General features: G+C 64.7%; 26 protein-coding genes. 12 read left to right on the forward strand and 14 right to left on the reverse strand.

Annotated features, from left to right (window positions below):
• Positions 1-247: 247 nt before the first annotated feature.
• The 5 genes from rpsD to murI form a co-directional block, all read right to left on the reverse strand.
• A complete protein-coding gene (rpsD, locus tag JQ591_RS19790; protein ID WP_211397682.1) occupies positions 248-865 on the reverse strand; it encodes a 30S ribosomal protein S4 in 618 nt (205 codons plus the stop codon).
• A 197-nt stretch (positions 866-1,062) separates the two neighbouring features.
• Complete coding sequence (locus JQ591_RS19795; protein ID WP_211397683.1) at positions 1,063-1,830, reverse strand: acyltransferase; 768 nt, start codon at positions 1,828-1,830, stop codon at positions 1,063-1,065.
• 104 nt (positions 1,831-1,934) lie between these two features.
• Positions 1,935-2,318: a cupin domain-containing protein gene (locus JQ591_RS19800; protein WP_211397684.1), complete on the reverse strand. Its 384-nt coding sequence runs from the start codon at positions 2,316-2,318 to the stop codon at positions 1,935-1,937.
• Positions 2,319-2,385: 67 nt separating this feature from the next.
• Positions 2,386-3,159 carry an HpcH/HpaI aldolase family protein gene (locus JQ591_RS19805; protein WP_211397685.1) on the reverse strand — a complete coding sequence of 258 codons (774 nt, stop codon included), beginning with the start codon at positions 3,157-3,159 and terminating at the stop codon, positions 2,386-2,388.
• Between the two features lie 71 nt (positions 3,160-3,230).
• Positions 3,231-4,028 (reverse strand): glutamate racemase, encoded by a 798-nt coding sequence (murI, locus tag JQ591_RS19810; protein ID WP_211397686.1) that lies wholly within the window; start codon positions 4,026-4,028, stop codon positions 3,231-3,233.
• A 173-nt stretch (positions 4,029-4,201) separates the two neighbouring features.
• Here murI and JQ591_RS19815 point away from each other — a divergent pair, with 173 nt between their 5' ends.
• A complete protein-coding gene (locus JQ591_RS19815) occupies positions 4,202-4,753 on the forward strand; it encodes a cytochrome b (RefSeq protein WP_211397687.1) in 552 nt (183 codons plus the stop codon).
• 167 nt (positions 4,754-4,920) lie between these two features.
• Positions 4,921-5,562: a glutathione S-transferase family protein gene (locus JQ591_RS19820; RefSeq protein WP_211397688.1), complete on the forward strand. Its 642-nt coding sequence runs from the start codon at positions 4,921-4,923 to the stop codon at positions 5,560-5,562.
• 18 nt (positions 5,563-5,580) lie between these two features.
• Here JQ591_RS19820 and JQ591_RS19825 read toward each other — a convergent pair whose 3' ends face one another.
• Positions 5,581-6,387 (reverse strand): Crp/Fnr family transcriptional regulator, encoded by an 807-nt coding sequence (locus JQ591_RS19825; protein WP_211397689.1) that lies wholly within the window; start codon positions 6,385-6,387, stop codon positions 5,581-5,583.
• A gap of 268 nt (positions 6,388-6,655) precedes the next feature.
• The gene (locus tag JQ591_RS19830; RefSeq protein ID WP_211397690.1) at positions 6,656-7,753 is read right to left on the reverse strand and encodes a SecDF P1 head subdomain-containing protein; all 1,098 of its coding nucleotides are present in this window, start codon (positions 7,751-7,753) and stop codon (positions 6,656-6,658) included.
• Positions 7,754-8,024: 271 nt separating this feature from the next.
• On the opposite strand from JQ591_RS19830, the gene JQ591_RS19835 reads away from it, so the two are divergent.
• The 4 genes from JQ591_RS19835 (at position 8,025) to JQ591_RS19850 (ending at position 15,223) form a co-directional block, all read left to right on the forward strand.
• The gene (locus JQ591_RS19835; RefSeq protein WP_211397691.1) at positions 8,025-9,932 is read left to right on the forward strand and encodes an acyl-CoA synthetase; all 1,908 of its coding nucleotides are present in this window, start codon (positions 8,025-8,027) and stop codon (positions 9,930-9,932) included.
• A gap of 205 nt (positions 9,933-10,137) precedes the next feature.
• Positions 10,138-11,940: a caspase family protein gene (locus JQ591_RS19840; RefSeq protein ID WP_211397692.1), complete on the forward strand. Its 1,803-nt coding sequence runs from the start codon at positions 10,138-10,140 to the stop codon at positions 11,938-11,940.
• Positions 11,941-11,978: 38 nt separating this feature from the next.
• Positions 11,979-13,763 (forward strand): caspase family protein, encoded by a 1,785-nt coding sequence (locus JQ591_RS19845; RefSeq protein ID WP_211397886.1) that lies wholly within the window; start codon positions 11,979-11,981, stop codon positions 13,761-13,763.
• Positions 13,764-13,897: 134 nt separating this feature from the next.
• Positions 13,898-15,223: an LVIVD repeat-containing protein gene (locus JQ591_RS19850; protein WP_211397693.1), complete on the forward strand. Its 1,326-nt coding sequence runs from the start codon at positions 13,898-13,900 to the stop codon at positions 15,221-15,223.
• Positions 15,224-15,339: 116 nt separating this feature from the next.
• On the opposite strand, the gene JQ591_RS19855 is transcribed toward JQ591_RS19850, so the two are convergent.
• Positions 15,340-16,512: a M20 aminoacylase family protein gene (locus tag JQ591_RS19855; RefSeq protein WP_211397694.1), complete on the reverse strand. Its 1,173-nt coding sequence runs from the start codon at positions 16,510-16,512 to the stop codon at positions 15,340-15,342.
• 107 nt (positions 16,513-16,619) lie between these two features.
• Positions 16,620-17,927: an adenylosuccinate lyase gene (purB, locus tag JQ591_RS19860; protein ID WP_211397695.1), complete on the reverse strand. Its 1,308-nt coding sequence runs from the start codon at positions 17,925-17,927 to the stop codon at positions 16,620-16,622.
• Positions 17,928-18,510: 583 nt separating this feature from the next.
• Here purB and JQ591_RS19865 point away from each other — a divergent pair.
• Positions 18,511-19,095 (forward strand): TetR family transcriptional regulator, encoded by a 585-nt coding sequence (locus JQ591_RS19865; RefSeq protein WP_211397696.1) that lies wholly within the window; start codon positions 18,511-18,513, stop codon positions 19,093-19,095.
• A 70-nt stretch (positions 19,096-19,165) separates the two neighbouring features.
• Here JQ591_RS19865 and JQ591_RS19870 read toward each other — a convergent pair whose 3' ends face one another.
• Positions 19,166-19,816 (reverse strand): response regulator, encoded by a 651-nt coding sequence (locus JQ591_RS19870; RefSeq protein ID WP_211397697.1) that lies wholly within the window; start codon positions 19,814-19,816, stop codon positions 19,166-19,168.
• 7 nt (positions 19,817-19,823) lie between these two features.
• On the reverse strand, positions 19,824-21,194 hold the full coding sequence (locus tag JQ591_RS19875) for a sensor histidine kinase (protein WP_211397698.1): 1,371 nt from the start codon (positions 21,192-21,194) through the stop codon (positions 19,824-19,826).
• A 198-nt stretch (positions 21,195-21,392) separates the two neighbouring features.
• Between JQ591_RS19875 and JQ591_RS19880 the strand changes: the two genes are divergently transcribed.
• From JQ591_RS19880 to JQ591_RS19900, 5 genes are all read left to right on the forward strand, one after another.
• Positions 21,393-22,208 (forward strand): MotA/TolQ/ExbB proton channel family protein, encoded by an 816-nt coding sequence (locus JQ591_RS19880; protein WP_211397699.1) that lies wholly within the window; start codon positions 21,393-21,395, stop codon positions 22,206-22,208.
• Positions 22,205-22,891 carry a hypothetical protein gene (locus JQ591_RS19885; protein WP_211397700.1) on the forward strand — a complete coding sequence of 229 codons (687 nt, stop codon included), beginning with the start codon at positions 22,205-22,207 and terminating at the stop codon, positions 22,889-22,891. Before JQ591_RS19880 ends, JQ591_RS19885 begins: the two co-directional genes overlap by 4 nt.
• On the forward strand, positions 22,884-23,489 hold the full coding sequence (locus JQ591_RS19890) for a hypothetical protein (RefSeq protein WP_211397701.1): 606 nt from the start codon (positions 22,884-22,886) through the stop codon (positions 23,487-23,489). The genes JQ591_RS19885 and JQ591_RS19890 overlap by 8 nt, the downstream gene beginning before the upstream one ends.
• 115 nt (positions 23,490-23,604) lie before the next feature.
• Positions 23,605-24,345 (forward strand): metallophosphoesterase family protein, encoded by a 741-nt coding sequence (locus JQ591_RS19895; protein WP_211397702.1) that lies wholly within the window; start codon positions 23,605-23,607, stop codon positions 24,343-24,345.
• Positions 24,346-24,351: 6 nt separating this feature from the next.
• Complete coding sequence (locus tag JQ591_RS19900; protein ID WP_211397703.1) at positions 24,352-25,776, forward strand: bifunctional serine/threonine-protein kinase/universal stress protein; 1,425 nt, start codon at positions 24,352-24,354, stop codon at positions 25,774-25,776.
• Positions 25,777-25,801: 25 nt separating this feature from the next.
• Here JQ591_RS19900 and JQ591_RS19905 read toward each other — a convergent pair whose 3' ends face one another.
• From JQ591_RS19905 to JQ591_RS19915, 3 genes are read right to left on the reverse strand one after another with little or no spacing between them, the layout of a single operon-like run.
• The gene (locus JQ591_RS19905; protein WP_007602380.1) at positions 25,802-25,993 is read right to left on the reverse strand and encodes a hypothetical protein; all 192 of its coding nucleotides are present in this window, start codon (positions 25,991-25,993) and stop codon (positions 25,802-25,804) included.
• Between the two features lie 21 nt (positions 25,994-26,014).
• The gene (locus tag JQ591_RS19910; RefSeq protein ID WP_211397704.1) at positions 26,015-26,194 is read right to left on the reverse strand and encodes a hypothetical protein; all 180 of its coding nucleotides are present in this window, start codon (positions 26,192-26,194) and stop codon (positions 26,015-26,017) included.
• Positions 26,195-26,198: 4 nt separating this feature from the next.
• Positions 26,199-26,339, reverse strand: coding sequence for a hypothetical protein (locus JQ591_RS19915; protein WP_211397705.1), 141 nt, complete (start codon positions 26,337-26,339; stop codon positions 26,199-26,201).
• Between the last annotated feature and the right edge of the window lie 126 nt (positions 26,340-26,465).

Genomic DNA, 26,465 nt, shown 5'->3' on the forward strand with positions numbered 1-26,465 from the left:
GCAGTTGCGATGTAACGCGTGCATCGTTTGGGGAAGATATTGCGATCCGGGTGAGCGAACAGCCCTGATATCGGCAGATCTGCTGGTCACGGGAGAGGGTAGCCCACGCTCGCAGCGCCGCTTCAGCCGGCATTGCCGAAGGCAGAGCGTTCGCGGGCTGGTCGGTCATTGGCGACATCGATGGCAGGCTACCACAACAAAAAGGCCCCGGAAAACCGGGGCCTTTGAACTTTGATCTGCCGAACTATCAGCGCGAATAGAATTCGACGACCAGATGCGGCTCCATCTGCACCGGGAACGGCACGTCGGAGAGGTGCGGGATGCGAATGTATTTCGCGGTCATCTTGCCGTGGTCGACCTCGAGATAGTCGGGGGTGTCACGCTCGGGCAGCTGGCTGGCTTCGAGGACGTGGGCGAGCTGCTTGGAGGCTTCCTTGACTTCGATCACGTCGCCGATCTTGACCTGATAGCTCGAGATGTTGACCTTGCGGCCGTTCACCTTGACGTGCCCGTGGTTGATGAACTGGCGCGCGGCGAAGATCGTCGAGACAAACTTGGCACGGTACACGACCGCGTCGAGACGGCGCTCGAGCAGGCCGATCAGGTTCTCGCCGGTGTCACCCTTGAGACGGCTGGCCTCGACATAGATGCTGTGGAACTGGCGCTCGGAGATGTTGGCGTAGTAACCCTTCAGCTTCTGCTTGGCGCGCAGCTGCACGCCGAAGTCGGAGAGCTTGCCCTTGCGGCGCTGGCCGTGCTGGCCGGGGCCGTACTCGCGGCGGTTCACGGGGCTCTTCGGGCGGCCCCAGATGTTCTGGCCCATACGGCGATCGAGCTTGTACTTCGCCTCACTGCGCTTAGTCATCGCGTCCTCTTCAGGTGCATGGTTTGAGGAAACGCGCCCTCCTGTGTGACGGGCTAGCCCGGCACTGACAGGTCCGATCCCAAAGCTTAAGGGACTGGACCACGGGTCGCGAAACGCTTCGCGGGCCGAAATCGGCCCGCGAGCAAGCGGCTTTTAGGAGAGTTTGGGGCTCGCTGTCAATGCGAATGGCCCCGGAATCATGTCCCGACTGCCCGGATCGGCTTGGGGCCGGCTGCCCGCAATTCGGCAGCGATTTCAGTGTTCAGGACCTGTTCCAGCCGGGTCAGGACCCGGGCGATCGGGGCGGCGTCAGTCACCCGGTGATCCCAGCGGATCACGACATGGATGGTCTGGTCAGGCCCGACCAGCCCATAGCTGACGATGAAGGGGCCGGGTGTGATGGGGTGAAGCTCGCCGCCGCCGTAGGCGGCCACCGAGCTCACCGCGAAGCTGCCGAACCAGTTGCCGCGCTGGCGGCCGAAATTCAGCCCTATGGCCCAGGACAGGCGCCGCAGCGGCAGCGGCAGGCGGTTTGCCCGCATGATCTTGCGGAACATGGGAATTTCGTCGATCGGGGCGGTCTTGGCGCGCCGAATCTCGGCGTCGACCGCAGCCAGCGTCATGGCCTCGGGAGCCGCGATTCGCTGCAGGATCACACATTCCTCGCCGCCCTCGACCCGGGCAATGGCCACCGACGCCACGCTCTTCGGCAGCTCGTAGAGCGACGGCCAGGGCCATTTGGCATAGACGGTCCGCAAGACCGGCTCGTCCCTGGCGACCAGGGCAAAAGCCTTGACGAACATGGCCGCCCAGCCGGCTGGCGCCATCGCGCCCGCACGGGCCTCCAGCAGGGGGCGAATATTGAGCGAACGGGACAGCGAGACGAACGGCACGCCCATCGAGGCGTGCATGAGGTCGACGATCAGGCGACGCGGCAGCGAAATGGTTTTTGCTTTCCCGCGCATCGCTCTTTGGTTTCCCCGGATTAAAGTTTGTGCAGCGAGCGGGTTCCCGCTCGCCGCCTGCTCTAGCACGAACCAACCCGCGTAGGGCCGGTCGGTTCGCCGCATCAGGGCGCCGGCGAGGCCAGCGGCTTGGTCTTGTCGACGACGTAAACTCCAAGCACTTTCATAGCCTTGTCGCCATGGGCCTTGGCGTCATGCGCGACGCCCGCCGGGATCTGGTAGGAATCGCCGGCTTTCAGGGTTTTTTCCGGCTGCCCGTCGATGAGGAGGTTGAGTTCGCCTTCGAGCACGTAGCCGGTCTCGATGCCCGGATGGGTATGGCGACCGGCCGCGCCGCCCGCCGGGACCTCCGCGATGGCGGTGATGGTGTTGTAGCCATCCGGAAATTCGACCTTCTGGAGCGGGGTGCGCTTGATGCCGGGTTGCTGGGCGAAGGCCGCAACGGCGAGGCCGGTGAAGGCAAGAGCGAGCAAAGTCTTTTTGAGCATTGTTTCCTCCCTGGAACGGCCGACCCTAGCAGTGCCGCCGTTCCCGGCAAGGTGGCAATCGGCTTGTTCAGCGCTTGATCCCCTCGAACGCCGCCATGATGCCGCGCTGGAATAGCGACCAGTCGAAGCCGAGCGCGATCGCGCGGTAGCCGCGGTCGATCAGCTGGTTGGCCTGGTCTGCGGTACGCGCCACGCCGCCGATCGGCACGCCGCTTCTGAGGATGCCGGCCTCGGCCCGCGCCACCAGCTCCAGCAATTCCGGATCGTCCATCTGGCCGCGCTTGTTGATGGAGGTGGCGAGATCGCCGGGGCCGATCACAGCGACGTCGATGCCGGGCGTCGCCATGATCTCGTCGATGCGGTTGACCGCGTCGACATGCTCGATGGTGATCATGCAGATCATCTCGTCGTCGGCGCTGGCCATGTAGTCCGGCATCGACTGGCCCCAGCGGAATGGCGCGTGGAACGGACCCCAGAGCCGATCGCCGCGTGGCGGATAGCGCACGCTGCGCACCGCTTTCTCGGCTTCAGTGCGATTGGTGATCATCGGGAAATTGATGCCGAAGGCGCCGATGTCCATCGGCGCCTTCGCAAGCCATGGCTCGTTCGCCGCGATCCGCACCAGCGGTGTGCATGGTGTGCCGGTGGTGGCTGCGATCATCGCATGTGCTTCGGTCAGTCCAATCGGGCCGTGCTCGAGATCGACGATGATCCAGTCGAGTGAGCGCGCCATGATCTGCACGGTCTGCACGCTCGGGATCGTCGCGATCGCTCCGAAGGCGGGACGACCCTCGCGCCAGAGCTGGCGGAGACGGTTGAGCGGCGTTGCGGGGACCGACATGGGAAGCCTTGCGATAACCTTGGCGACAATGACGACGGCGGAGCCTAGCAGCGCGCCGTCGAGGCGCAAGGTCAGGCGGGAATGCGGCCGCCGAAGAACGGCGTCAGCGTGGCCGAGAGGCCATGCACGCGGTTCGAGGTGAAGATCATCTCGGCGCCGGACTGCGCGATGCCACCTGTATGCGGGCCGAGCAGATCCGAGACGCGGCGGGCGATCGCAGGGGCCGGATCAATCCATTCGACCGGCCAGGGCGCGAGCTTTTTCAGCCGGTCGAGCAGCAACGGATAATGCGTGCAGGCGAGCACCACCGTGTCGGTACGTGCACCTGCGTCCCCGGCATCGCCGACGAAACACGGGGCGAGCTCGGCGAGGATGGCGTCGTCGCTGACGGAAGAGCCGCTGAGCTCTGCTTCGGCCAGCGCGGCCAGCTCGGGCGATCCGACCAGTGTCACCTCGCAACCCAGCGCGAAATCGCGGATCAGCGCCTTGGTGTATTCGCGCTTCACCGTGCCCTTGGTGCCGAGCACCGACACGCGCCGGCTCCTCGACTGCGCGCAGGCCGGCTTGATCGCCGGCACCGTGCCGACGAAGGGCAGGGAATAAGCGGCGCGCAGATGCGATAGGACCAGGGTGGACGCCGTGTTGCAGGCGATGACGACGAGGTCAGGATCGTGGGTGCCGACCAATTCGCCCATCAGCGGCACCACGCGGGCGATGATCTCGTCCTCGCTGTGGTGGCCGTAGGGGAAGAAAGCGTCGTCCGCGACGTAGACGTAGTGCGCGTCGGAGCGCGCGGCCACGACCTCGCGCAGGACCGTGAGCCCGCCAAGGCCGGAATCGAACACCAGAATCGTCGGGGAATTGGTCACGTGGTCACTCTAGCCCGCCATGGTTACCATTCGGTTTTTGGGGCGGTTTTGCGGCAGGGGCCCTTAGGGCCGATTTGGAACGATTCAATTTCGCGACGGCCGCCTGTTCCCGGTATCAGCTGCCGTACTGCGGTGCGGATAGGGACAGGCCCGCAAAACTCCGGAGAGCCGACATGATCAGAAATACCAGTCACGGCTGGGGCAGCATTTCCCGATGGCTGCATTGGATTTTGGCGCTGACCATCATCGGCATGATCGGCTTCGGGTGGTGGATGAACCACATCCCGGCGCGTCCCGACCGCTTCTTCTACCGCTCGATCCACGCCGACATCGGGTATGTGATCCTGCTGCTCACGGTGCTGCGCCTGGTGTGGCGCCTCGTCAACCCGACGCCGACCATGCCGGCCGAGACGTCCCGCTGGCAGAAGGTCGCGGCCCATGTCAGCCACGGCGCGCTCTACCTCGCCGTCATCGTCGTCACCATGCTCGGCTGGGCGCATTCGGGTGCTCACGCGCCTGATTATTCTGACTTCTTCGGCCTGTTTCACGTGCCTCAATTCACCACTCCCGACCGCGCTGCGGCGGGCGCCTATGAGGACCGCCACATCCTCGTCGCTTATGTGCTGCTCGCCTTGATCGCGGTTCACGTCATCGCCGCCCTCTGGCACCACTTCATTCGCCGCGACCGCGTCGTGGCGCGGATGGTGACGGACGAGGCGGGGTAGGGGGCGGTCTCTCCACATCGTCATTGCGAGCGCAGCGAAGCAATCCAGAGTCCCTCCGCGGAAAGATTCTGGATTGCTTCGCTGCGCTCGCAATGACGGAGTATGATGCAGCATCACGACAAGCACATGCCGGCGCAATCGCCGAAATCATCTGTCCAGGAGGCGCAATGCTCATCGTTCATCATCTCGGCAAGTCGCAATCCGAGCGTATCGTCTGGCTGTGCGAGGAGCTGGGGCTTCCCTACGAGCTGAAGCGCTATACCCGCGATTCCGTCACCATGCTGGCTCCGGCCGAATACAAGGCGCTGCATCCGATCGGGGCGGCGCCGGTGATCGCCGACGGCGAGCTGGTGCTCGCGGAATCCGGCGCGGTCGTCGACTACATCGTTGCAAAATATGGCAATGGTCGACTCGTGCTCGGTCCCACTGATCCCGCCTTCGCGCAGTTTCTGTATTGGCTTCATTTCGCCAATGGTACCCTGCAACCCGGCATGGGACGGATGATGATCCTGAGCCGGCTCGATCTCGCCAAGGACAATCCGACCCTGCTCGCGATGAAGGGGCGTCTCGATCGGGCCTACGATCTTCTCGACGCAAGGCTTCGCGAGTCCGAATATCTTGCAGGCAGCGCCTTCACGACCGCCGACATCATGACAGCTTTCTCGCTCACCACGATGCGCTACTTCCAGCCCTATGACCTCCAGCGCTGTCCGAACGTGGTCAAATATCTCGGCCGCATCAGCGCGCGGGCGGGCTATCGGCGTGCGATGGAGAAGGGCGATCCGGGCATGGCGTTGCTGCTGAGCTGAGCAGCGCCGCGCAATCGATCACGCGATCCTGTTCGTGGTGGCCGCCCGCTCCGTCGCCAGCTGCTTCTGCAAGCGATCGATGTTTTGCAGCAGCCGCTGGCTGGTCAGCACCAGGAAGTAATAGCCGAACTGCGGATCCTGGAAGTAGATCTCGAGCAACCGGTCATAGGTGATCGTCAGCACCTGCCCGTCTTCGATGCATTCGATCGTTCCGGTGCGCCGGTTACCCGGCGTGAGGAAGCCGAGCTCGCCCATCAGCGCCCCCGGCATGATCTCGATATTGATCTCCTTGACCAGGAACTTGCCGGTGACCGTGAGGAGCATCTCCTTGGCTGGATCGCCGAGTTTGAACAGCGTGTCGCCGCGGCGATATTTGCGTTCGGTCATGAACGGCTTGAGCCATTCGATCGACATGTCGCCTTCGGCCGCATGGCGCGCCTTCTTGACGAGCTTGAGCATCTGCCGCAGGCGCAAGGCGTTGATCGGTAGCAGCAGGAGATAGAGCAGGAAGGTCGAGACGTTGGCGGAGAGCGCGCCGAAGACGGCAAAGAACGCGCAGCCGACCATGTTGGCGACGCGCAGCGGCACCATGGTCCGCATCAGGAGGGTGGCGACGAAGAAACCGGCGCCGACCGCGGCGAACATATTGGCCAGGGTGATGTTCTGGACGAAGATCTCCAGCATCCGATTGAAGATCGAGTCATAGGTGACGTTGTTTGGATCGAGGCCCATCTGGACCAGGATCTTCGCGATCCTGAGGTTATCCGTCGCCGCCTCGAGAATACGGTCGAGGATCGACGAAATGTCTGCGCTGCCGGACGGCATGGTACTATCCCCGCGTAAGGCCTTCAGTCACGGTCGGCATTCTCGACACCTATAGCCGAAATCGAACGACGACCTCTTGAATGAAGCTTTCGGCCGCCGTGCCGCAAGAGGCAAATTTTAGCCTGATCGGGCGTTTCGGCAATTGCCTGTTTGGCGGTGCGTTTGGCCGTGGCGCGTCCGTGATTCGGGGGCCACCGGGTATGAGTCTTGGCGTGGTGGACCTCGGCGCCCGACGGGGTGGGGGCAAGGGCCGCGGGCGATCTCCGCCTCAGGGCTTGGCGGCGGGCGGCACGACCTGCTGCTCGACCAGGCCGAGGTGCCCCGGCAGCGAACCGGCGCGCAGCAGCATGGCGACGCTGTTCGCTTCCTCCAGGGTGAAATTGCCGGAGATCTGGCCCGAGCCGCCGGTGATGGGCTCGCGGATCACGGGGGCGGAGATCACCTTCCCGTCGAGCACGATGGCGAAGGGCCTTCCGATGTTCTCTTCGGTGATGTGGGCGAAGCGCCGCGTGCCGCGGCCGTTGAAGCGGAACGAGGCAACCGGTTCCTTCGTGCCGGCCCCGAGGCCGGGACCGGCATAGCTGATGTCATCGCCGTCGAGTGCGCTGTCCTTGGCGACCAGATAGAGGCTCTTGTCCTTGAAGCCGGGCAGGACTTCCGTGCCTGCCGGCGGCGTGCCGGATTGTGCTTGCTCCGCTGCCATCGAGACGTCGATCAGGCGGAAGCCGACCTTGACCCTTCGGGCGAAGACCGCGGTGACGCGCTCGGGCTCCATCATACCGGGCAGGAAAATGCGGATGCGGTCGGTCCCATCGGGCTGGACGCTGGCGAGCTGGACGCCGGCCTCCTTCAGACGCTGCTCGATCATGGCGATCGCATCTTCGACGAGTTCGCGCTGCCGCGCGGAGGATGCTGCATCGGTCGGCGCGAGCCTGACCATTCCGTCGCCGCCGTCGGTCACGGCGAGTGCATGCGACGGCAATCCCTCCGCGGCCGACGCGAGCTTGCGCGCGAGTTGCTCGCGGCCCTTGACGTCGGCGATCTTCACCTCGACGCCACCGTCGCGGATCGCAAGGCCGGAGAAGGCGATCTTGCCCTCGCGCAGGTTCTTGTAGACGTCGTCGCGCAAATCCGTGACGACGCTCTCGCGCAGGCCATCGGTGTCCACCTTGTAGACGATGCGTGCCCCGCCGAGCTTCTCCATCTTGTCGGCGACGAAAGCCGCGATCTTGGCGCGCATCTTGTCGAACTGGCTGTCCTCGGCGAGTGCCGCACGGGGCAGGGCGATCGCCGATGTCATGATCCCCGTTGTCACGGCGAGCGCGATGAACAGCCGGGTGGCGCAATCCCGCGGGGGCGTAGTCATGATCACCTCAAGTCTTGCGGCAAGGCGCTGGCAGGACGCTGGCAAGGACGCTGACATGCGAGTCCGATGCCTGTTCTTGGTCCCCGGATCGGGCGCACAGGTTCAAAAGCCTCTCATCAGAGCCCGATTGCCGCGGCCGTTAGGTGATGGACGAACGCCAAATCATCCATCATTCTGCATGTGCTCGGCCGGCCATCGGTCGAGGCCCCGCCAACCCAAAAAGTCAAAAGACAGGGCTCGGGGAAATGCATCTGAGGGAGGACGGAATTCCATGGCAGGCATCCACGCGCTCGATCGGCTCATCGGCAGCGATTATCCGGACCTGGCAACGGACGCAGAGGTTCGAGCCTTCGAGCAGGCCCCTTACGCCGAGCGCGTCGCGGCCGAGAGCACTTACGACGCCATCAGGCTGGGCGCGGTCCGTAACCCCGACGGGCCGGCGATCCAGTTCCTGCAAAATGCCGATCCCGCCGACACGCCGGTGGTTGTGACGTACCGCGATTTCATCGCGCGCGTCACGCAGGCCGCCAATATGTTTCACGCGCTCGGCGTCGAGAAGGGCGACGTCGTCAGCTTCATGCTGCCGCTGGTGCCCGATGCCTTCGTGACGCTCTTCGGCGCGGAGGCCGCCGGCATCGCCAATCCCGTCAATCCGCTCCTGGAGCCGCATCAGATCGCGGAGATCCTCGAGGCCGCGAATACGAAAATCCTGGTGGCGCTCGGGCCGATGCCCGGCACCGACATCTGGCAGAAGGTCGAACAGATCCGGCCGCAACTCAAGCATCTCAAGACGATCGTGCAGGTGTTCGGTGGCGGTGACCCGGGGAAGGGAATCTTTGCTTTCAACGACCTGATCAAGCAGCAGCCTTCAGACCGCCTTATCAGCGGCCGCAAGATTCTAGGGGGCGATATCGCCGCCTATTTCCACACCGGCGGCACCACCGGCACGCCAAAGCTGGTGCGGCACACGCATGCCAACCAAGTCTATCAGGCCTGGGCGCTCAATCTGCTGCTGAAGTCTAAGCCGGGCGCCAACATGCTGTTCGGCATGCCGCTGTTTCACGTCGGGGGATCGCTGACGCAGGTGCTGCTGACGCTGTCGGCCGGCGGTTCGCTGGTCGTGCTGTCGCCGAGCGGATGGCGCAATCCGAATGCGGTGAAGAACATCTGGCAACTGGTCGAGCGCTTCAAGCCGGAGGCGCTGTCGAGCGTGCCGACGGTGCTCGCCGCAACGCTCGCGGTGCCGCCTGGCAATGCCGACATCTCCAGCCTGAAATACGCAGCCGGTGGCGGCTCGGCGATCCCGGTCGCGGTGGGGTCTGCAATCCAGGACAAGCTCAAGTTGCCGGTCGTCGAGGTCTACGGCATGACCGAGACCTCGAGCGTGCACACGCTGGCCTATCCGTCACGGCCAATCCGACTCGGTTCGGTCGGCCTTCCCATGCCTTACGCGCGGGTCCGCATCGTCCAGCTCGATGCCGACGGCCGCCTGATCCGCGACTGCGCAGCCGATGAGATCGGCGTCGTCATCATGGCCGGGCCCGGCGTGTTCGGCGGCTATCTCAACGACGAGCACAACAAGGGTGCCTTCGTCGACGAGGTCTGGGTCAATTCCGGCGATCTCGGCCGGCTCGATGCCGAGGGCTATCTCTGGATCACCGGCCGCGCCAAGGATCTCGTGATCCGCGGTGGCCACAACATCGATCCGGCGCCGATCGAGGAGATCATGTTCCGTCATCCCGCCGTCGGTTTTGCCGCGGTGGTCGGCCAGCCCGACGCCTATGCCGGCGAGCTGCCGGTGGGTTACGTGCAGCTGAAGCCGGGCGCGATCGTCGAACCGGGCGAGTTGGAAACATGGGTGCGCGAGCGTACGCCGGAGCGCGCGGCTGTCCCGGTGCAGGTCATCCCGATCGATCCGATGCCGGTGACGGGCGTCGGCAAAGTGTTCAAGCCGCAGTTGCGCTGGGACGCGGCGCAGCGCGTGTTCACGAAGGTGCTGACACCGCTCGCCGAGCGCGGCATCGACTGCAGGGTCAGGGTCGGCGCTCACGGCAGCCACGGTTCGATCGCCACCGTTACGCTGGCGGGCCTGCCGGCGGATCAGCGCGAGGCGGTTGCGAGCGAGGTGCACGCACTGCTTGCACCGTTCGTGATGCGCCACGAGGTGGTGCAAACGTAACGGGCCCAACAGGCGGTGTCGGCGTCAGCTCGAAAGCAGGGCGTCGCTTCGCCGCATTAGCCATACCCCCGATAGAGCTTCCTGTGTGATAGACATCACACAGGAAGAATTGGCAATCGGCGATGCTACCGAATAGTCTCAGGGAATTGCATCCGGGGGGACGCAAGTGATTCCGTTTCGGTTATTTGCTTTGTTGATTTTGGCGATGGGCCTTGCCTGCGGACCGGCGCATGCGGACAGGCGGGTTGCGCTTGTCATCGGCAATTCCGCCTACAAGAGCGCGCCCAAGCTCGGCAATCCCGTCAACGATGCCACTCTGGTCGGCGGCATGTTCAAGAAGGCCGGTTTTGATTCCGTCGACGTCAGGCTGGATCTCAGTGCCAGCGAGATGCGGCGCATGTTGCGTGAGTTCGCCGGCAGGACGCGCGACGCGGACATGGCGGTGATCTATTATGCCGGCCACGGCATCGAGCTCGACGGCACCAACTATCTCATCCCGACCGACGCGACGCTGGAGACGGATGGCGACGTGCTCGACGAGACCATCCCGGTCGAGCGTGCGCTGTTCGCGGTCGAGCCGGCCAAGCAGCTGCGCCTGATCATCCTGGACGCGTGCCGCGACAATCCGTTTTCCAAGTCCATGAAGCGCACGCTGGCCTCGCGCGCGATCGGACGCGGGCTCGCCAAGGTCGAGCCGACCAGTCCCAACACCATGATTGCGTTCGCGGCAAAGGCCGGTTCGACCGCGTCCGACGGTGACTCCAGGAACAGCCCGTTCGCCGTCGCTTTGGTCGAGCACCTGCCGAAGCCGGGCCTCGACCTGCGCAAGGCGTTCGGCTTCGTGCGCGACGACGTGCTCAAGAGCACGGGCTACAAGCAGGAGCCCTATGTCTACGGCTCGCTCGGCGGCGACGATGTGCCGCTGGTCGCGACCAAGCCGGCCGCGACCGGGCCGCAGGCCAACCCGCAGGATTCTATTCGCAGGGATTACGAGCTCGCGCTGCAGCTTGCCACGCGCGACGGTTGGGAAGCCTTCCTGGCGCAATATCCCGAAGGTTTCTATGCCAATCTGGCCAAGGGCCAGATGAACAAGATCGCCGCTGAAGAGACGCGCGCGTCGGCCGAGCAAAAAGCGAATGCGGCCGAACAGCAGAAGGCAAGGCTCATTGCCGAACGCGCTCAGAAGGCCGAGCAGGACAAGGCGGCTGCGGCCGCCAAAGCCGCCGAAGAGGCGCGGATCGCGGCCGAGAAGCAAAAGCAGATCGAGCAGGCACGAGCGGACGCCGCCGAGCACCAGCGCAAGCTGGCCGAGGCTGCCGCGGCAAAAGCACAGGCCGAGAAGCAGGCGGCGGAGAAGGCCAAGGCCGAGCTTGCCGCCAAGCAGGCCGCAGAGAAGGCGGAGCAGGCGGCAAAGCCGACGGCCGATCGGCAGATGCCTGAGGTCGAGCAAAAAGTTGCGGCCCTTGCGCCGGCGCCGGCATCCACATTGTCGGCGGCTGATCTGACAAAATCCGTGCAGAGCGAACTGCGCCGCGTCGGCTGCTTTGCCTCGGCTGCGGACGGCGACTGGAATTCAGCTTCGCAGCGCTCGCTGACACTGTTCAACAAATATGCCGGCACCCAGTTCGACGCGAAGCTCGCCAGCGTCGACGCGCTCGATGCCCTGAAAGCGAAGCCCGGACGGGTCTGCCCGCTCATTTGCAATTTCGGCTCCAAGGCCGACGGCGATCAATGCGTGAAGATCACCTGCCGCGCCGGTTATCGCGTCGGTGACGACAACGAGTGCGAAAAGATTCAGGAGAAGAAGCCGGTCGCAACGCGCGAGGATTCGCGGAGACGGGATACGGACCGGAAGCAAACGGAGGCTGCGCCGTCGACGCCGCAGGCCTCCGGGCAAATGATCTGCAACAACGCCGGATGCAGGCCGATCGCCAAGGGATGCCGGCTCGGGACGGCCAATCATCCTTCGAATCCCGCCGCTAAAATACCAGCCGAAATCTGTAACTGATGACCAAGCATGACCTCCGGACCGCCACCACCGCTCTTATGCTTGTTGTTCTTGCAAGCTGCCTCGGCTACAGCCCGGCTCTCGCCGACAAGCGCGTTGCGCTCGTCATCGGCAATTCTGCCTACAAGAACGCGCCGCGGCTCGCGAACCCGGTGAACGACGCCGGGCTGGTCGGCGGTATGTTCAGGAATGCGGGCTTCGATACGGTCGAGATCAAGCTGGACCTCAATGCCAGCGAAATGCGGCGATCGCTACGCGATTTCGCGGCCAGGACGCGCGATGCCGACATGGCGGTGATCTACTATGCGGGCCATGGCATCGAGCTGGATGGCAGCAACTACCTCGTTCCGACCGATGCCATGCTGGAAACCGACGGCGACGTCCTCGACGAGACGGTCGCGCTCGACCGTGCGCTGTATGCGGTTGAACCTGCCAAGCAGCTTCGGCTCGTCATCCTCGATGCCTGTCGCGATAATCCCTTTGCCAAGACGATGAAGCGCACCATGGCCTCGCGCGCGATTGGTGGCGGGCTTGCCAAGGTCGAGCCGACCAGTCCGAACACGATGATCGCCTTTGCGGCCAAGGCGGGGTCGACGGCGTCGGATGGCGATTCCCGGAACAGCCCGTTCGCGGTCGCGTTGACCGATCATCTGCCGAAGCCCGGGCTCGACCTGCGCAAGGCGTTCGGGTTTGTCCGTGACGACGTCTTGAAGAAGACCGGCAACAAGCAGGAGCCGTATGTTTATGGCTCCCTGGGCGGCAGCGATGTGCCGCTGGTGCCGCTGAGGCCAGTCGCGGCAGCAGGTCCGCAGGCAAACCCGCAGGACAGTGTGCGCAAAGACTACGAGCTTGCCCTTCAGGCGGGCCTGCGTGAAGCCTGGGAAGCATTCCTCCAGACCTATCCGGAAGGCTTTTACGCCAACCTCGCCCGCGTGCAGTTGAAGAAGATTGCCGCCGAGGAGGATCGCACGCTGGCGACGGAGAAGGCGCGTCTGGCCGAACAGGAGAAGGCGAGGCTGGCGACCGAACGAGCCCAGAAGGCCGAGCTGGAGAAAGCTGCCGCCGCTGCGAAAGCCGCGGAAGAGGCGAGGATCGCGGCCGAGAAGGCCAAGCAGATCGAGCAGGCCAAGGCGGAGGCGGCCGAACGAGATCGCAAGGCGGCGGAAGCTGCCGCGGCCAAGTCGCTCGCGGAGAAGCGGGCGCTCGAGAAGGCCGCGACTGAGGCCGCAGCGAAGCAGGCGGCGGACAAGCAGGCGGCTGATGCCGAAAGCAGGAAGGTCGCCGCGCTGTCGCCGCCGCCAAGCTCCCCGCCGCCCGGCGATCTCGCGAAATCCGTTCAGAGCGAACTGCGCCGCGTCGGCTGTCTTTCGGCCGCCACTGACGGCGACTGGAACGCCGCAACGCAGCGCTCGCTGACGCTGTTCAACAAATATGCCGGCACCCAGTTCGACGCGAAGCTTGCGAGCGTCGACGCGCTCGATGCGCTGAAGGCGAAGCCGGGACGTGTCTGCCCGCTCGTATGCAATTTCGGCTTCAAGGCCGACGGCGATCAATGCGTGAAGATCACCTGCCGCGCCGGCTACCGCGTCGGCGATGACAACGAATGCGAGAAGATTCAAGAGAAGAAGCCGGTCGCGACGCGCGAGGACTCGAGGAGGCGCGATAGCGACCGCAGAAATACCGAGTCAACGGCACCAAAGTCACAAGCCTCCGGCCAGATGGTCTGCAACGGCGCCGGCTGCAGACCGGTCGCAAAGGGCTGTCACATGGATTATGTGAAGAACAACACCGGCGTCATGGTCCGAACCGAGATATGTAATTAGACCCCCGCCGGATCGTCGTCGCGGTCCGCTCATGATCCGGCGCGAGGCGTGCGCGTGTGGATGAGGGCGGACGACACGAGGCTTGCATGACTTGTCGCAGGCGAGCATCATCCCCAAAAAAATGGGGGAAACCGATGCTTGAACTCTCTCGCCGCCGCTACCTTCAGCAATTGTCGGCCGTGTTCGGATCCGCCGCGCTGCCTGGGTGGTCGAGGCCGGCTTCAGCTTCAGAGAACGACATTCCGCCGGAGGGCATCGGCAAAGGCATCAAGCACATCTCCTATAGCGACATCGGCGGACGGCCCGACAGCGTGCAGGTGATGTTCAACCGGCAGCACGTCTATGTCGGACACATGTTCAGTGACGGCGTGACGATCCTGGACGCATCCGATCCGCGTGCACTGAAGCCGGTCAATTTCTTCATCGCAGGACAGTACACCCGCACCCATCATTTACAGGTGGCGGAGGACCTGCTGCTGCTTGCGAACGGCGCCAATATCGTCGCGATGCAGTCCTACGATAACATGCGCGGCTATTTCGAGAACACGCTGGTCGACAGCATCACCAAGGCCAAGAAATTCCGCTGCGGCCTCTCGATCCATGACATATCGAAGCCGAACGAGATGCGCGAGATCGCGTTCCTCGAGATGCCCGGCTTCGGCATCAACCGGCTGTGGTGGCCGGGCGGCCGCTATGCCTATGTGTCGGCGCATCTCGACGGGTTCACCGACCACATCCTTTGCGTGGTCGATCTCAAGACCGTCACCAAGCCGGAGATTGTCGCGAAATGGTGGCTGCCGGGCATGAACCGCGCGGCTGGCGAGCCGGCGACGCCAAAGGGCAAACGCTTCGCGCTCCATCACATGATCACGGCGGGTGATCGCGGCTATGCCGCCTGGCGCGACGGCGGCTTCACCATTCATGACATCAGCGATCCCACGAATCCAAAGCTGCTGTCCCACATCAACTGGTCGCCGCCTTTCGCCGGCGGCACGCATACGCCGCTGCCGCTGCCCAAGCGACAGCTCGCAATCGTCGCGGACGAGGCGAATGCGGACAATTGCGCCAAGGGCCTGTTCCACACATTCGTTCTTGACGTGCGCGCGCCTGAAAACCCGGTGCCGATCGCAACCCTGCCGACCCCGCGCGACCGCGACTTCTGCACGAACGGCACCTTCGGCCCGCATAATCTGCACGAGAACCGCCCGGGCTCGTTCCAGAGCGAGGACACGATTTTTGCGACCTACAACAACGCCGGCGTCAGGGTGTTCGACGTCAAGGACGCCTTCGCACCAAAGGAGATCGCGTATTGGGTGCCGCCGACACCGAAAAAGCTCATCGACCCCCGCCCGAACGTCGCGCTCGCGGCCAAGACCTGTGACGCTTATGTCCGGCCCGACGGGCTGATGTTCGTCTCCGACTGGAACGCCGGCATGCACGTGCTGCAATATCAGGGATGAGCGGCCGGGAAGTGTAGGGTGGGCAAAGGCGCGAAGCGCCGTGCCCACCGTCTCAGAGGAGACCGCGATGGTGGGCACGCTTCGCTTTGCCCACCCCACGGATCGCGAACGCGACGCTAACCCGCCGGCATCCGCGTCTCCACCAAGCGCGCCCAATACGACGCGCCGTGGCCAAGAATGTTGTCGTTGAAGACGTAGGCCGGGTGGTGGCACTCGTTGCCGTCGCCCATGCCGACCAGGATCATCGCGCCGGGGCGCGCTTCCAGCATGAAGGAAAAGTCTTCGGCGCCCATCATGGGAATGAACTTGTCGTTGACGCGCTCGGCACCGACGATGTCGCGGGCGACGTCGGCGGCAAGGCCGGCCTCGCGCGCATGGTTCATCGTCACCGGATACATGCGCGTGTATTTGGTCTCCGCCGAACCGCCATAGGCGCGCGCGACGCTGTCGGCGACCTCGCCGATACGGCGCTCGACCAGATCGCGCACTTCAGGGTCGAGCGTGCGCACGGTGCCGCCAAGCTCGGCGATCTCCGGGATGATGTTGAAGGCCGTGCCGGAGTGGAATTGCGTGATCGAGATGACGGCGGATTTCAGCGGATCGACATTGCGCGCGACGATCGATTGCAGCGCGTTGACGATCTGTGCGCCGATCAGCACGCTGTCGATCGACTTGTGCGGACCCGCACCGGCGTGGCCGCCCTTGCCGTGGACCGTGATCTGGATGTTGTCGGAGGAGGCGAGCATCGCGCCGGGCGTGGTCGCGAAATGTCCTTCGGGCAGGCCCGGCATGTTGTGCATGCCATAGACCTCCTGGATGTTCCAGCGCGTCATCAGCCCGTCCTCGACCATCGCCTTGCCGCCGCCGCCGCCTTCTTCCGCGGGCTGGAAGATCACGACCGCGGTGCCGTCGAAGTTGCGCGTCTCGGCGAGATATTTGGCGGCGCCGAGCAGCATGGCGGTGTGGCCGTCATGGCCGCAAGCGTGCATCTTGCCGGGGACCTTGGAGGCGTAGGCGACGCCCGACGTCTCCATGATCGGCAGCGCGTCCATGTCGGCGCGCAGGCCAATGGTCTTGCCCGAGGCGGATTTGCGGCCGCAGATCACACCGACGACGCCGGTGCGGCCGATGCCCGTGACCACCTCGTCGCAGCCGAACTCGCGCAAGCGGTCGGCGACGATGCCGGCGGTGCGGTGGACGTCGTATTGCAGCTCCGGGTTCTCGTGGAAGTCATGGCGCCAGGCGGCCATTTCGTCGGAGAGGGCGGCAACGCGGTTGACGATGGGCATGAGGGCTCCGTCTCTGTTGTTGTTGCCGGATGAGCGAAGCGACATCCGGGATCTGTTGGTGCTCCCCGGGTATCGCTGTGCTCCCCCCGGGGCTACGGACCCGACGCTCAGCTTTCGCCGAACACGCGCTTGAAGATCGTGTCGACGTGCTTGAGGTGATAACCGAGGTCGAACTGCTCCTCGATCTCGGCGTCGGTGAGATACTTCTTCACTTCAGCGTCCTTCTTCAGGAGCTGGAGGAAGTCGCCTTCGCCGCGCCAGACCGGCATGGCGTTGCGCTGCACGAGCTTGTAGGCGTCCTCGCGGCTGGCGCCCTTCTGCGTCAGCGCCAGCAGAACGCGCTGCGAATGCACGAGGCCGCCGAGGCGGTCGAGGTTCTTCTGCATGTTGGCGGGGTACACCAACAGCTTGTCGATCAGGCCGGCGAGGCGCACCAGCGCGAAGTCGAGCGTCACGGTCGCATCGGGGCCCATCATGCGCTCGGCCGAGGAATGCGAGATGTCGCGCTCGTGCCAGAGCACGACGTTCTCCAGCGCCGGCGTCACATAGGCGCGTACCATGCGCGACAGGCCGGTGAGGTTTTCCGACAGCACCGGATTGCGCTTGTGCGGCATGGCCGAGGAGCCCTTCTGCCCCTCGGAGAAGAATTCTTCGGCCTCGAGTACTTCCGTGCGCTGCATGTGGCGGATCTCCACCGCGAGGCGCTCGACCGAGGAAGCGATGACGCCGAGCGTCGAAAAATACATCGCGTGGCGGTCGCGCGGGATCACCTGCGTCGAGATCGGCTCGGGGACGAGCCCCATTGCCTTGGCGACATGCTCTTCGACGCGCGGATCGATCTGCGCGAAGGTGCCGACGGCGCCTGATATGGCGCAGGTCGCGACTTCCTTCCGCGCCACGATCAGGCGCTCCTTGGCGCGCGAGAATTCCGCATAGGCATAGGCGAGCTTGAGGCCGAAGGTCACGGGCTCGGCGTGGATGCCATGGCTGCGACCGATGGTCGGCGTCATCTTGTGCTCGAAGGCGCGCTTCTTCAGCGCCGCCAGCACCTTGTCGAGGTCGGCGAGCAACAGGTCGGCGGCGCGGGTGAGCTGGACGTTGAGGCAGGTGTCGAGCACGTCGGAGGACGTCATGCCCTGATGCACGAAGCGCGCCTCGGGGCCGACGATCTCGGCGAGGTGGGTGAGGAAGGCGATGACGTCGTGCTTGGTCTCGCGTTCGATCTCGTCGATGCGGGCGACGTCGAAAGTGGCGTCCTTGGCCTTGGCCCAGACCGTCCTGGCGGCCTCTTTGGGAATCGTGCCGAGCTCGGCAAGGGCGTCCGCTGCATGCGCCTCGATCTCGAACCAGATCTTGAACCGGGTCTGCGGCTCCCAGATCGAGGCCATTTCCGGGCGGGTATAGCGGGGGATCATCTGACGACTCCAGGAAGGTGGGCGGGCGACCCAAGAGGGCTGCACCGGCCAGAATGTTTTTTACGCCGTGATTTAGCAGAGCGGGGAGGACGAAACAAACGGCGCCGGCAAGGTAGCGGGGGATGATTGGGCTGGACCGGGTCATCGGCCCGGCCGCGGCGAGGCGATGGGCTGCCGGCCCCAAGGGGGCTGGCCCGCAGATATTAACTGTCAATCACGGATCATTGACTGACAGATATTGAAATCTGTCAGCGAGACGTGTATATCCGTTCTCGGACGCTCCGATTGGGCGTCTGGCGGCATCCCGGGAGCCCGACGTCCCAAGCAAGTGGGGGATTTAGGGTCGCAATTGAACAATCGGGACCGCCAATTGATTGGAGACTTACGACAATGACGACCGAAATCATCAATTTGACCGGGACGATTGGGCACTGGCTCAATTTACTGGTGGCGCGCCAGATCGCGGCGCAGGCTGCAAAACTGCCTCATTAAGGCGAGAGCTTTCCGAAACGACCGGCACGGGCGCTTCGGAAGCAGCTCCGTCGCCGGGTAACTGAGCCCTCAACGGGAACATGGTGCTGGCATGAACGAAGCCGTTATCTTGACGCCGGAGCGGATCCTTGAAGTCACCGAGGACGTGCTGCGGCGTTACGGACTCGCCAAGGCCACCGTGGTCGACGTGGCCCGTGCGCTCGATGTGAGCCACGGCAGCGTCTACCGCCATTTCCCGAGCAAGGCCTCGCTGCGCGAGGCCGTCGCCAAACGCTGGCTGGATCGTATCGATGCGCCGTTGCTGGCGATCGCCGAGGAGCAGGGTCCGGCGCCTGTCAGGCTCGACCGCTGGCTGCGCACGCTGTTCGCCGCCAAGCGTTCGCGCGTGCTCGACGACCCCGAGATGTTCGACACCTATCTGACGCTGGCGCGCGAAGCCTGCGCGGCCGTGAAGTGCCACAAGGACACCATGATCGATCAGATCGCGGCGATCCTGGCGGACGGCGTGAAGCAGAGTGTGTTCGCCGTGGACGACGTCAAGACCACCGCACGCGCGATCTTCGATGCGACCGTCCGTTTCCACCATCCCGCCCATGCCGATGAGTGGAAGGATGCCGATTTGCCCGCGCGCGTCGATGCGACGCTGGCGCTGGTGTTGCGCGGGCTGAAGGCTTAAGCCACGAGCGCCGCTGCACCCTCGCCACAAGGGAAGAAGGAAGAAGCGCGCGCTTTACCAATAGTCTGATCTAAATCCTTGTCAGCCCGCACGTCGCTGCGAGCCGCACGAGTTGCGCATCCGTGCGCGCGCCGGTCTTGGTCTTGATCAGATAGTGATAGTTCTGCACCGTCTTGACGCTGAGATTGAGATGCGCAGCGATCTGTTCGGTCGTGGCACCGCCGGCGAACTGGCGCAGGATCTCGATCTCGCGTTCTCCCAGTTGATCCAGCGCCGAGCCCGCGGACAGGCTGTCTTCGGCCAGGATGTGCGCGATGTCGTCGCTCATGGCGCGTTCGCCGCGGGCAACGCTGCGGATCGCGGCCACGACCGCGGACGGCTCGCTGCTCTTGGTGACGAAGCCGCTGGCGCCGGCACTGAAGGCTGCCTTCACCAGCACGGCCTCGTTGTGCATGGTGAAAACGAGGATCCGCGCCCGCGGGCTGCGCGCGCGGATGTTGCGGATGGCTTCCAGCCCGCTCGCGCCGGGCATCGAGATATCGAGCACGACGACATCAGGATCGCGCGCCTTGAAGGCGCTGTAGGCATCAGCGGCGTTGTCGGCTTCCGCCACGACATGCAGATCGCCCTGGCTTTCCAGCACGCGCCGATAGCCTTGCCGCACGATCGGATGGTCGTCGACCAGCAGCACGGAGATGCCTGTTGCCGCAATCTCGTTCATCCCGGCCTCACGCGGCGAGCGGGATGGTGGCGGCGACGCTGAGGCCGCGATGGGCGGGCAGGATCGACAATGATCCGCCGGCCGCAGCGACGCGCTCGCGGATGCCCGTGAGGCCGAAGCCGGCCGACTGCGCTACGCTTGCCGCGTCGCCGCCGCCATCGTCTTCGACGCGGATCAGCAAGGCATCGTCGTCGCCCGCGCGCCGCTCGACGCTGAGCGAAATCTCGCGTGCCGCGCCGTGGCGCAACGCGTTGGTCAGGCATTCCTGCGCGACGCGATAGGCGGTGGTGGCGGCCGGGCCGCTGATGTCGGTGAAGTTGCCCTTGAGATCGAGCTGGATCGTCGGCCGCGCTGAACTCTGCGAGCGCCAGCTATCCACCAAATTCACGAGGCTCGCCTCCAGTCCAAGCTCGGCGGGCAGGGGATTGCGCAGGCGCTTCAACGCGTCGCGCAGCGAGGCCATCAGATGATGCGTGGCCTGCGAGATCATCCGCGCGTCCTGCGCGATGTCGTTGTGCTTGTCTCCCTTCGTGCCCGCCGTCTCGATGATGTTGGCGAAGGCTAGGATGGCCGAGAGATTTTGCCCGAACTCGTCGTGCAGCTCGCGGGCGAGCGCGCGGCGTTCGTCGTCGCGGATCTCGATCAGGCGCCGCGTCAGCGCCGCGCGCTGTTCGGTCGCTTCCTCGAGCCGGCCGCCGAGTTCGTCGACGGCGCCGCCGATCATCGCCAGCTCCATCGAGCGGAAGCGCGGCAGTTTCGTGCGATACTGACCGCGCGCCATGCGCTGCAAAGCGGTCACGATCGTGCGCGCCGGCGCCAGCGCATGCGCGATCGCGAGCGAAGCCAGGAGCGCGATCGCTGCCGCCATCAAGAGCGCGACGTCGATCACGTTGAGGATGTACTCCCAGGCGAGCGAGATGGCGGCCGCTTCATCCGGCGTCGCGACCACCGTTCCGGCGGTCGCCGCGCGGGGACTGACCGGCCGTATCACTTCGGCGTGGCTGCCCAGGAAGGTCGGCACAATCGATGCGAACCAGCGCGGCGGCGTCTTGCCGATGCCCTGGCTCTGGCCGCAGAGCGGCTTTTCGAATGCGATGACCGGTTGGAACTCGACGCAGACGCCGGGCGAGATCAGCTTCATCGTCTCCAGCGTGCGCCACTCCGGAATCGGCAGAAGCTGCTCGCGTGTTCTGCTGCTACGCAACAAGAATTCGTGCCAGTACAGCGCCTGAAGCGCCTGTGCGACCCGCTGCGCCGAGGCCGCAGTCGCCCGGTCGACGCTGCGATAGGCGTCGAACGTCGCCCAGATGGTCGCCGCGCCAAGGCAGAGCGCGACGATAAGAAACAGACGGGCGACAAGCTGAAGCACAAGGCGCATGCGATCACCCCAAAGTTTGGTAAGGTCAGCCTAACAACGCCGGCGCGCCTTGCCAATTGCGAGGCAAGGCAAGATGGCAGCTCGGGCAAATTTCCCAAGCCGGATTGGGCATGGCTCTTTGGACCGGGCGCGGCGGCTTTGATCTAATGGGCGGGAAATCGCGGCAGGCCAAGCTTTAAGGGCCAGGAGCAGTGCAGCATGAGTTCGATGACGATTGGGCCGATCGCGGGGCCTGCTGCCGACCCATCCGAGCGCAGCGCGCTCCTGTTCTGGATGATCTTCACCGGGCTTTCGATCTTCGCCGTCGTGCTGCTGTGGCGGTTCGGCCTGATCCGTCTGATGCTGACCTCGGACCGGACCTACATTTCCAGCGTGATCGCGCTGCTCTATGTCCTCACCTGCGGTCACTGCTTCCTGCGCACGCGGGCCATTGCCCGTGAGGGTGCGGCGGCCCGGCGCTGCCGCGCGGTGCTCGCGGCGCCCGAGGGCGGCGGGGCGCTCGACGCCGGCGCAGCCGCGCTGCCACGCGGGCTGGTGCGGGACCACATCGAGAGCCTCGTGACCAAGGCCGCGGCGCAGGACTACCACCCTGTCGACCAGACGCTGTTGCTGCGGACGCTCGCCGACCGGCTGCGCGGCTCCAACGGGTTCGGGGCCTTCGTCTCGGATACGCTGATGAAGCTCGGCCTGCTCGGCACCATCGTCGGCTTCATCATCATGCTGGCGCCGATCGCGGGGCTGGATGCCGCCGACAAGGTCGCGATGCGATCCTCGATGGGGCTGATGAGCGACGGCATGGCGGTCGCGATGTACACGACGCTGGCGGGCCTCGTCGGCTCGATCCTGGTCCGCATCCAGTATTACATGCTGGACGCCGCGACCCAGCGGGTGTTCTCGGATGCGGTGGTGCTGACCGAGACCTATGTGACGCCGGTGCTGGAGCGCAAGGGTTTTGGAATCAAGGGCTCCGGAATCTCGGGTTCTGGAATCATGGGTGCCGGAACCCAGTCATGATGGATGATTTCGGTCTCTATCCGCGCGAGGAGCCGTTCGATCCCCTGGGCGTGATGCTGTTCAAGGCGCTCCAGGTGATCGCTTTCCTGTTCTTCCTCGCACTGCTCGCGGTCTCGCCGGACGCAAAGGACGGCAAGATCGATTCCAAGGCCGAGTTCATGATCACGCTGGACTGGCCGGACAGCCATCCCGACGATCTCGACCTGTTCGTGCAGGATCCCGTGGGCAATATCGCCTGGTATCGCCACCGCGAGGCCGGCTTCCTCACGCTCGACCGTGACGACCGCGGCGGAGCCAACGACTTCATCATGGTCAACGGCAAGAAGATTGCCTCGCCGATCCGCGAGGAGATCGTCACGGTGCGTGGCATCATTGCCGGCGAATACACCGTCAATGTCTCACATTTCGTCGCGACGACCGGCGAACCTGTCACGGCCAATGTGAAGGTGCAGAAGCTAAATCCGACGGCGCAAGTGGTCTTCGACAACAAGTTCACGGTCGATCACACCGGCGACGAGAAGACCGCGGTGCGGTTCCGGCTCGATGCCGAGGGCAAGGTCGTCAATGTGGACCAGCGGCCGAAATCGCTGCTGGAGACCTTCCGCAGCAGTTGGCGCAACGGCGGCGATCTGGACCCGAGCACCGGTGTGAGCAAGAACACTGCGAGGGTGCGCCGTGACTAGCTTGCAGACGGTCATCCTCACGCTATCGATAGCCTATGCCGTCATCGGCGCACTGCTGCTGGTCGTGTTGGTCTATGCGCGGCTGCATTGGTCGCTGAAGGCGGTTGCGGTGGTCGTGACCAGCGCCTTCTATGTCGTCAGCTTCACCGAGATGCGCGGGCTGCTCGGCTGGGCCAGCGCCGACCGGCTGCCGACCTCCTTCAAGCTGCTCCAGGCCCGCATTGTCGAGCCGCATTCGCTGGAAGGCGATCCTGGATCGATCTATCTGTGGGTCGAACAGCTCGACGAGGACAATCGCCCAAGCGGCATCCCCCGGGCCTTCCGCATCCCATACAACGACAGGCTGGCGGACAAGACCCATGCCGCGCAAAACGAGATCGCGTCGGGACATCTCCAGGGCGGGCGCGCTGCCGATTTCGGCGGCGGCGATGGCAGCCTCATCGACATGGTCCGGGAATATGTGACCCCCAAGACCATCATGGAGACGAGCGGAGGCGATTCCTCGACCGGCGAATTCACGGCGCCGCCGGTCGGCGCGCAAGGCGCCGTGTTCACGCCGCTGCCGCCGCCCCGGATGCCGCCGAAGGACGAGCAATAGGCCCTTTCACGATCGCGGCAGGGGCCCGCTGGAAAACAGACCCGCGCCGGCGCATCTTGACGTCCCTCAATTTGGCCTTATCGGCTTCCGATAAGACCTTTGGGTTGGAGGGTGCGTGCTTCTCGCTGTCTTCTCGGATATCCACGGCAACCGGCAGGCGTTCGAGGCGTGCCTGAAGGTCGCGCGGGCGCGTGGCGCCGAGCGGTTCGTCCTGCTTGGTGACTTCGTCGGCTATGGCGCCGATCCGGAATGGGTGGTGGATACCGCGATGGAGCTGGTTGCCCAGGGTGCCGTCGCCGTGCGCGGCAATCATGACCAGGCGGTGAATTCCTCGGCCGAGACGATGAATGCCGAGGCGCAAGTCGCGATCGAATGGACACGCGGCCGGCTCGACACCGCGCAGCGGCGGTTCCTGGCGGAATTGCCGATGCTGGTGGAGGACGGCGATCGCCTGTTCGTGCATTCGGAAGCCTCCAGCCCCCGAAGCTGGCACTATGTCCGGTCGACGGTGGACGCCGCCAAGAGCCTGATCGCGACGCCAGCTCATGTCACGTTCTGCGGCCACATCCATCGCCCGGCGATCTATTCGATGTCGGTGACGGCGAAGATGTCGGGACTCGTGCCCAAGACCGACGTCTCCGTACCGCTGCTGCGCGGGCGGCAATGGCTTGCGGTGCTCGGCTCGGTCGGCCAGCCGCGCGATAGCGATCCATCCGCGGCTTTCGTGCTGTTCGACACGGTCTCGTGCCTGATCACCTATTGCCGCGCGCCCTACGATGTCGAGACGGCCGCGAACCGCATCCGCGAGAACGGCCTGCCGCATTGGCTCGCCGACCGGCTGTCGCAGGGACGCTAGAGGCCGATGCCGAAACCCCTGGTCAAATCAGGCGCAGAGATCGACGGCTACACGATCGGCGAATGCGTCCATGCCGGCGGCATGGCGACGCTGTGGACGGTCACCCATCCCGGTATTGACGTGCCGCTGCTGATGAAGATTCCGCGGGTATCGGAGGGCGAAGACCCCGCGGCGATCGTCTCCTTCGAGATGGAGATGATGATCCTGCCGCGACTGGCCGGGCCGCACGTGCCCTCATGTTTCGGCACCGGCGATTTCGCCCACCAGGCCTATGTCGTGATCGAACGCATCCCCGGGACCACGCTCTACAAGCGGCTGCCCGACCTGCCGCTGCCGTATGACGAGGCGCGGCAGCTCGTCGCCAGGATCGCGACGGGGCTCGCGGATTTGCACCGGCAGAACGTGATCCATCACGACATCAAGCCGAGCAGCATCATGTTCCGCGAGAGCGGCGAGGCGGTCCTGATCGACTATGGCCTGTCGCATCACAACCATCTGCCGGACCTGTTGCAGGAGGAATTTCGCCTGCCTTACGGCACCGCGCCCTACATGGCGCCGGAACGGCTGTCAGGGGTGCGCGACGATCCGCGCAGCGATCTGTTCTCGCTTGGCGTGCTGCTCTATTTCTTCACGACCGGCGAGCGGCCGTTCGGCGAGGGCGAGACGCTGCGTGCGATGCGGCGCCGGCTGTGGCGCGATCCGCATCCGCCGCGCGGCTTGCGCGCCGACTATCCGCCCTGGCTCCAGGAGGTGGTGCTGCGGTGCCTCGAGATCGAGCCGGTGCGGCGCTATCCGACGGCGTCGCAGCTCGCCTTCGATCTGACCCATCCGGACCAGATCAGGCTCACGATGCGCTCGGAGCGAATGAAGCGCGATCCGCTCAGCGTCGCCTGGCGCCGCCGGTTCAACCAGGGTGTCATGGCGCCCCGCGCGAAATCGGATGTCGCAGCCCAAATCGCATCGAGCCCGATCGTTGCGGTCGCGCTCGATACGGCGGAAGGCGAGCCGGAGTTGAACGAGGCCCTGCGCATGACGACGGAACGCATTCTCGCCACGCTGCCGTCGGCGCGGCTCGCCTGTCTCAACGTGCTGAAGCTCAACCGCATCGCGATTGACAGGACGCTGGATGAGCAGGGCTCCAACAAGCATATCGACCGGTTGGTGGCGCTCAGACACTGGGCCACGCCGCTCAAGCTGGATGAAAGCCGGCTGTCGGCTCACGTGCTGGAAGCCGTCGATCCCGCCGCGGCCATCCTGGAGTTTTGCGAGGTCAACCACGTCGACCATGTCATCATCGGCGCACGGCAGACCTCGTTCCGCCGCACGCTGCTCGGCAGCGTCTCGGCCAAGGTGGCCTCGGAAGCGGACTGCACCGTCACCGTGGTACGGCCGCCGCGAATGGCTGCGGATGCGGGCGAGGAGGCCGGATAGGACCGCGCTCTGGATATTGGGAGGTTCAGGCCGCGTGAGCGGTGTGGACGGAGCGCTTGCGGCGGATCGGCCAGGAGAATTGCGGACCGGGCTCGCCGTGATCCGCGCTGCCGCCGAAGAACTGGATGATCTCGCGGCAAGGCTCGCAATTGAACAGGTTACGCGACGCGGATGCCTTGGTCATTTCCTTCAGGCAGTTCGGGCAATGCGGCTTCATGAGCTTGGTCCAGAAAAGAATTCAATGCCGGCGCGGTGACCGGAGCGGGTGATCCAGGTCCGCCGTGTCGGGCCCGGTGTCGTCGCGCATCTCGCCTTCGGTACGTTCGAGCCGACCGAAGAAATAGTCGAGGTCAGGATGCGGGCGCCGTGGGATGCGGCACCTGCGCTTCGGCTGACGCTTCACGAGCGCGATCTGCATGGGCTCAGGCCCGATACCAGTCGCGACGGGCGATGCGGATCGAGCGTGCCGGGACCTTCGCCGGTCCGGCCGATGGACCAAATACAACAAACGCACAAAAACCAAGCCACAACGCCACGCCAGTCCAAACCAGGGTCGTCGTCATGATGTGCTCCCGCGAAAACAGGCAAGAATCACTTGCAGTGATTTGCGCGAATCAGGGAAGCCCGGAGGAGTACGGATCAAGGTTGCAAGTTTAGGCATTGCGCGTCGCAACACCCGTAGAAGCCGC

It is taken from the genome of Bradyrhizobium canariense, assembly GCF_018130465.1.
Lineage (GTDB): Bacteria > Pseudomonadota > Alphaproteobacteria > Rhizobiales > Xanthobacteraceae > Bradyrhizobium > Bradyrhizobium canariense_C.

Excerpts from the sequence above, each read along its gene's own strand:
- rpsD (WP_211397682.1), bottom strand. The coding sequence starts at position 865 with ATGACTAAGCGCAGTGAGGCGAAGTACAAGCTCGATCGCCGTATGGGC.
- JQ591_RS19795 (WP_211397683.1), bottom strand. The coding sequence starts at position 1,830 with ATGCGCGGGAAAGCAAAAACCATTTCGCTGCCGCGTCGCCTGATCGTC.
- JQ591_RS19800 (WP_211397684.1), bottom strand. The coding sequence starts at position 2,318 with ATGCTCAAAAAGACTTTGCTCGCTCTTGCCTTCACCGGCCTCGCCGTT.
- JQ591_RS19805 (WP_211397685.1), bottom strand. The coding sequence starts at position 3,159 with ATGTCGGTCCCCGCAACGCCGCTCAACCGTCTCCGCCAGCTCTGGCGC.
- JQ591_RS19815 (WP_211397687.1), top strand. The coding sequence starts at position 4,202 with ATGATCAGAAATACCAGTCACGGCTGGGGCAGCATTTCCCGATGGCTG.
- JQ591_RS19820 (WP_211397688.1), top strand. The coding sequence starts at position 4,921 with ATGCTCATCGTTCATCATCTCGGCAAGTCGCAATCCGAGCGTATCGTC.
- JQ591_RS19825 (WP_211397689.1), bottom strand. The coding sequence starts at position 6,387 with ATGCCGTCCGGCAGCGCAGACATTTCGTCGATCCTCGACCGTATTCTC.
- JQ591_RS19830 (WP_211397690.1), bottom strand. The coding sequence starts at position 7,753 with ATGACTACGCCCCCGCGGGATTGCGCCACCCGGCTGTTCATCGCGCTC.
- JQ591_RS19835 (WP_211397691.1), top strand. The coding sequence starts at position 8,025 with ATGGCAGGCATCCACGCGCTCGATCGGCTCATCGGCAGCGATTATCCG.
- JQ591_RS19840 (WP_211397692.1), top strand. The coding sequence starts at position 10,138 with ATGGGCCTTGCCTGCGGACCGGCGCATGCGGACAGGCGGGTTGCGCTT.
- JQ591_RS19845 (WP_211397886.1), top strand. The coding sequence starts at position 11,979 with ATGCTTGTTGTTCTTGCAAGCTGCCTCGGCTACAGCCCGGCTCTCGCC.
- JQ591_RS19850 (WP_211397693.1), top strand. The coding sequence starts at position 13,898 with ATGCTTGAACTCTCTCGCCGCCGCTACCTTCAGCAATTGTCGGCCGTG.
- JQ591_RS19855 (WP_211397694.1), bottom strand. The coding sequence starts at position 16,512 with ATGCCCATCGTCAACCGCGTTGCCGCCCTCTCCGACGAAATGGCCGCC.
- purB (WP_211397695.1), bottom strand. The coding sequence starts at position 17,927 with ATGATCCCCCGCTATACCCGCCCGGAAATGGCCTCGATCTGGGAGCCG.
- JQ591_RS19865 (WP_211397696.1), top strand. The coding sequence starts at position 18,511 with ATGAACGAAGCCGTTATCTTGACGCCGGAGCGGATCCTTGAAGTCACC.
- JQ591_RS19870 (WP_211397697.1), bottom strand. The coding sequence starts at position 19,816 with ATGAACGAGATTGCGGCAACAGGCATCTCCGTGCTGCTGGTCGACGAC.
- JQ591_RS19875 (WP_211397698.1), bottom strand. The coding sequence starts at position 21,194 with ATGCGCCTTGTGCTTCAGCTTGTCGCCCGTCTGTTTCTTATCGTCGCG.
- JQ591_RS19880 (WP_211397699.1), top strand. The coding sequence starts at position 21,393 with ATGAGTTCGATGACGATTGGGCCGATCGCGGGGCCTGCTGCCGACCCA.
- JQ591_RS19885 (WP_211397700.1), top strand. The coding sequence starts at position 22,205 with ATGATGGATGATTTCGGTCTCTATCCGCGCGAGGAGCCGTTCGATCCC.
- JQ591_RS19900 (WP_211397703.1), top strand. The coding sequence starts at position 24,352 with ATGCCGAAACCCCTGGTCAAATCAGGCGCAGAGATCGACGGCTACACG.
- JQ591_RS19905 (WP_007602380.1), bottom strand. The coding sequence starts at position 25,993 with ATGAAGCCGCATTGCCCGAACTGCCTGAAGGAAATGACCAAGGCATCC.
- JQ591_RS19910 (WP_211397704.1), bottom strand. The coding sequence starts at position 26,194 with ATGCAGATCGCGCTCGTGAAGCGTCAGCCGAAGCGCAGGTGCCGCATC.
- JQ591_RS19915 (WP_211397705.1), bottom strand. The coding sequence starts at position 26,339 with ATGACGACGACCCTGGTTTGGACTGGCGTGGCGTTGTGGCTTGGTTTT.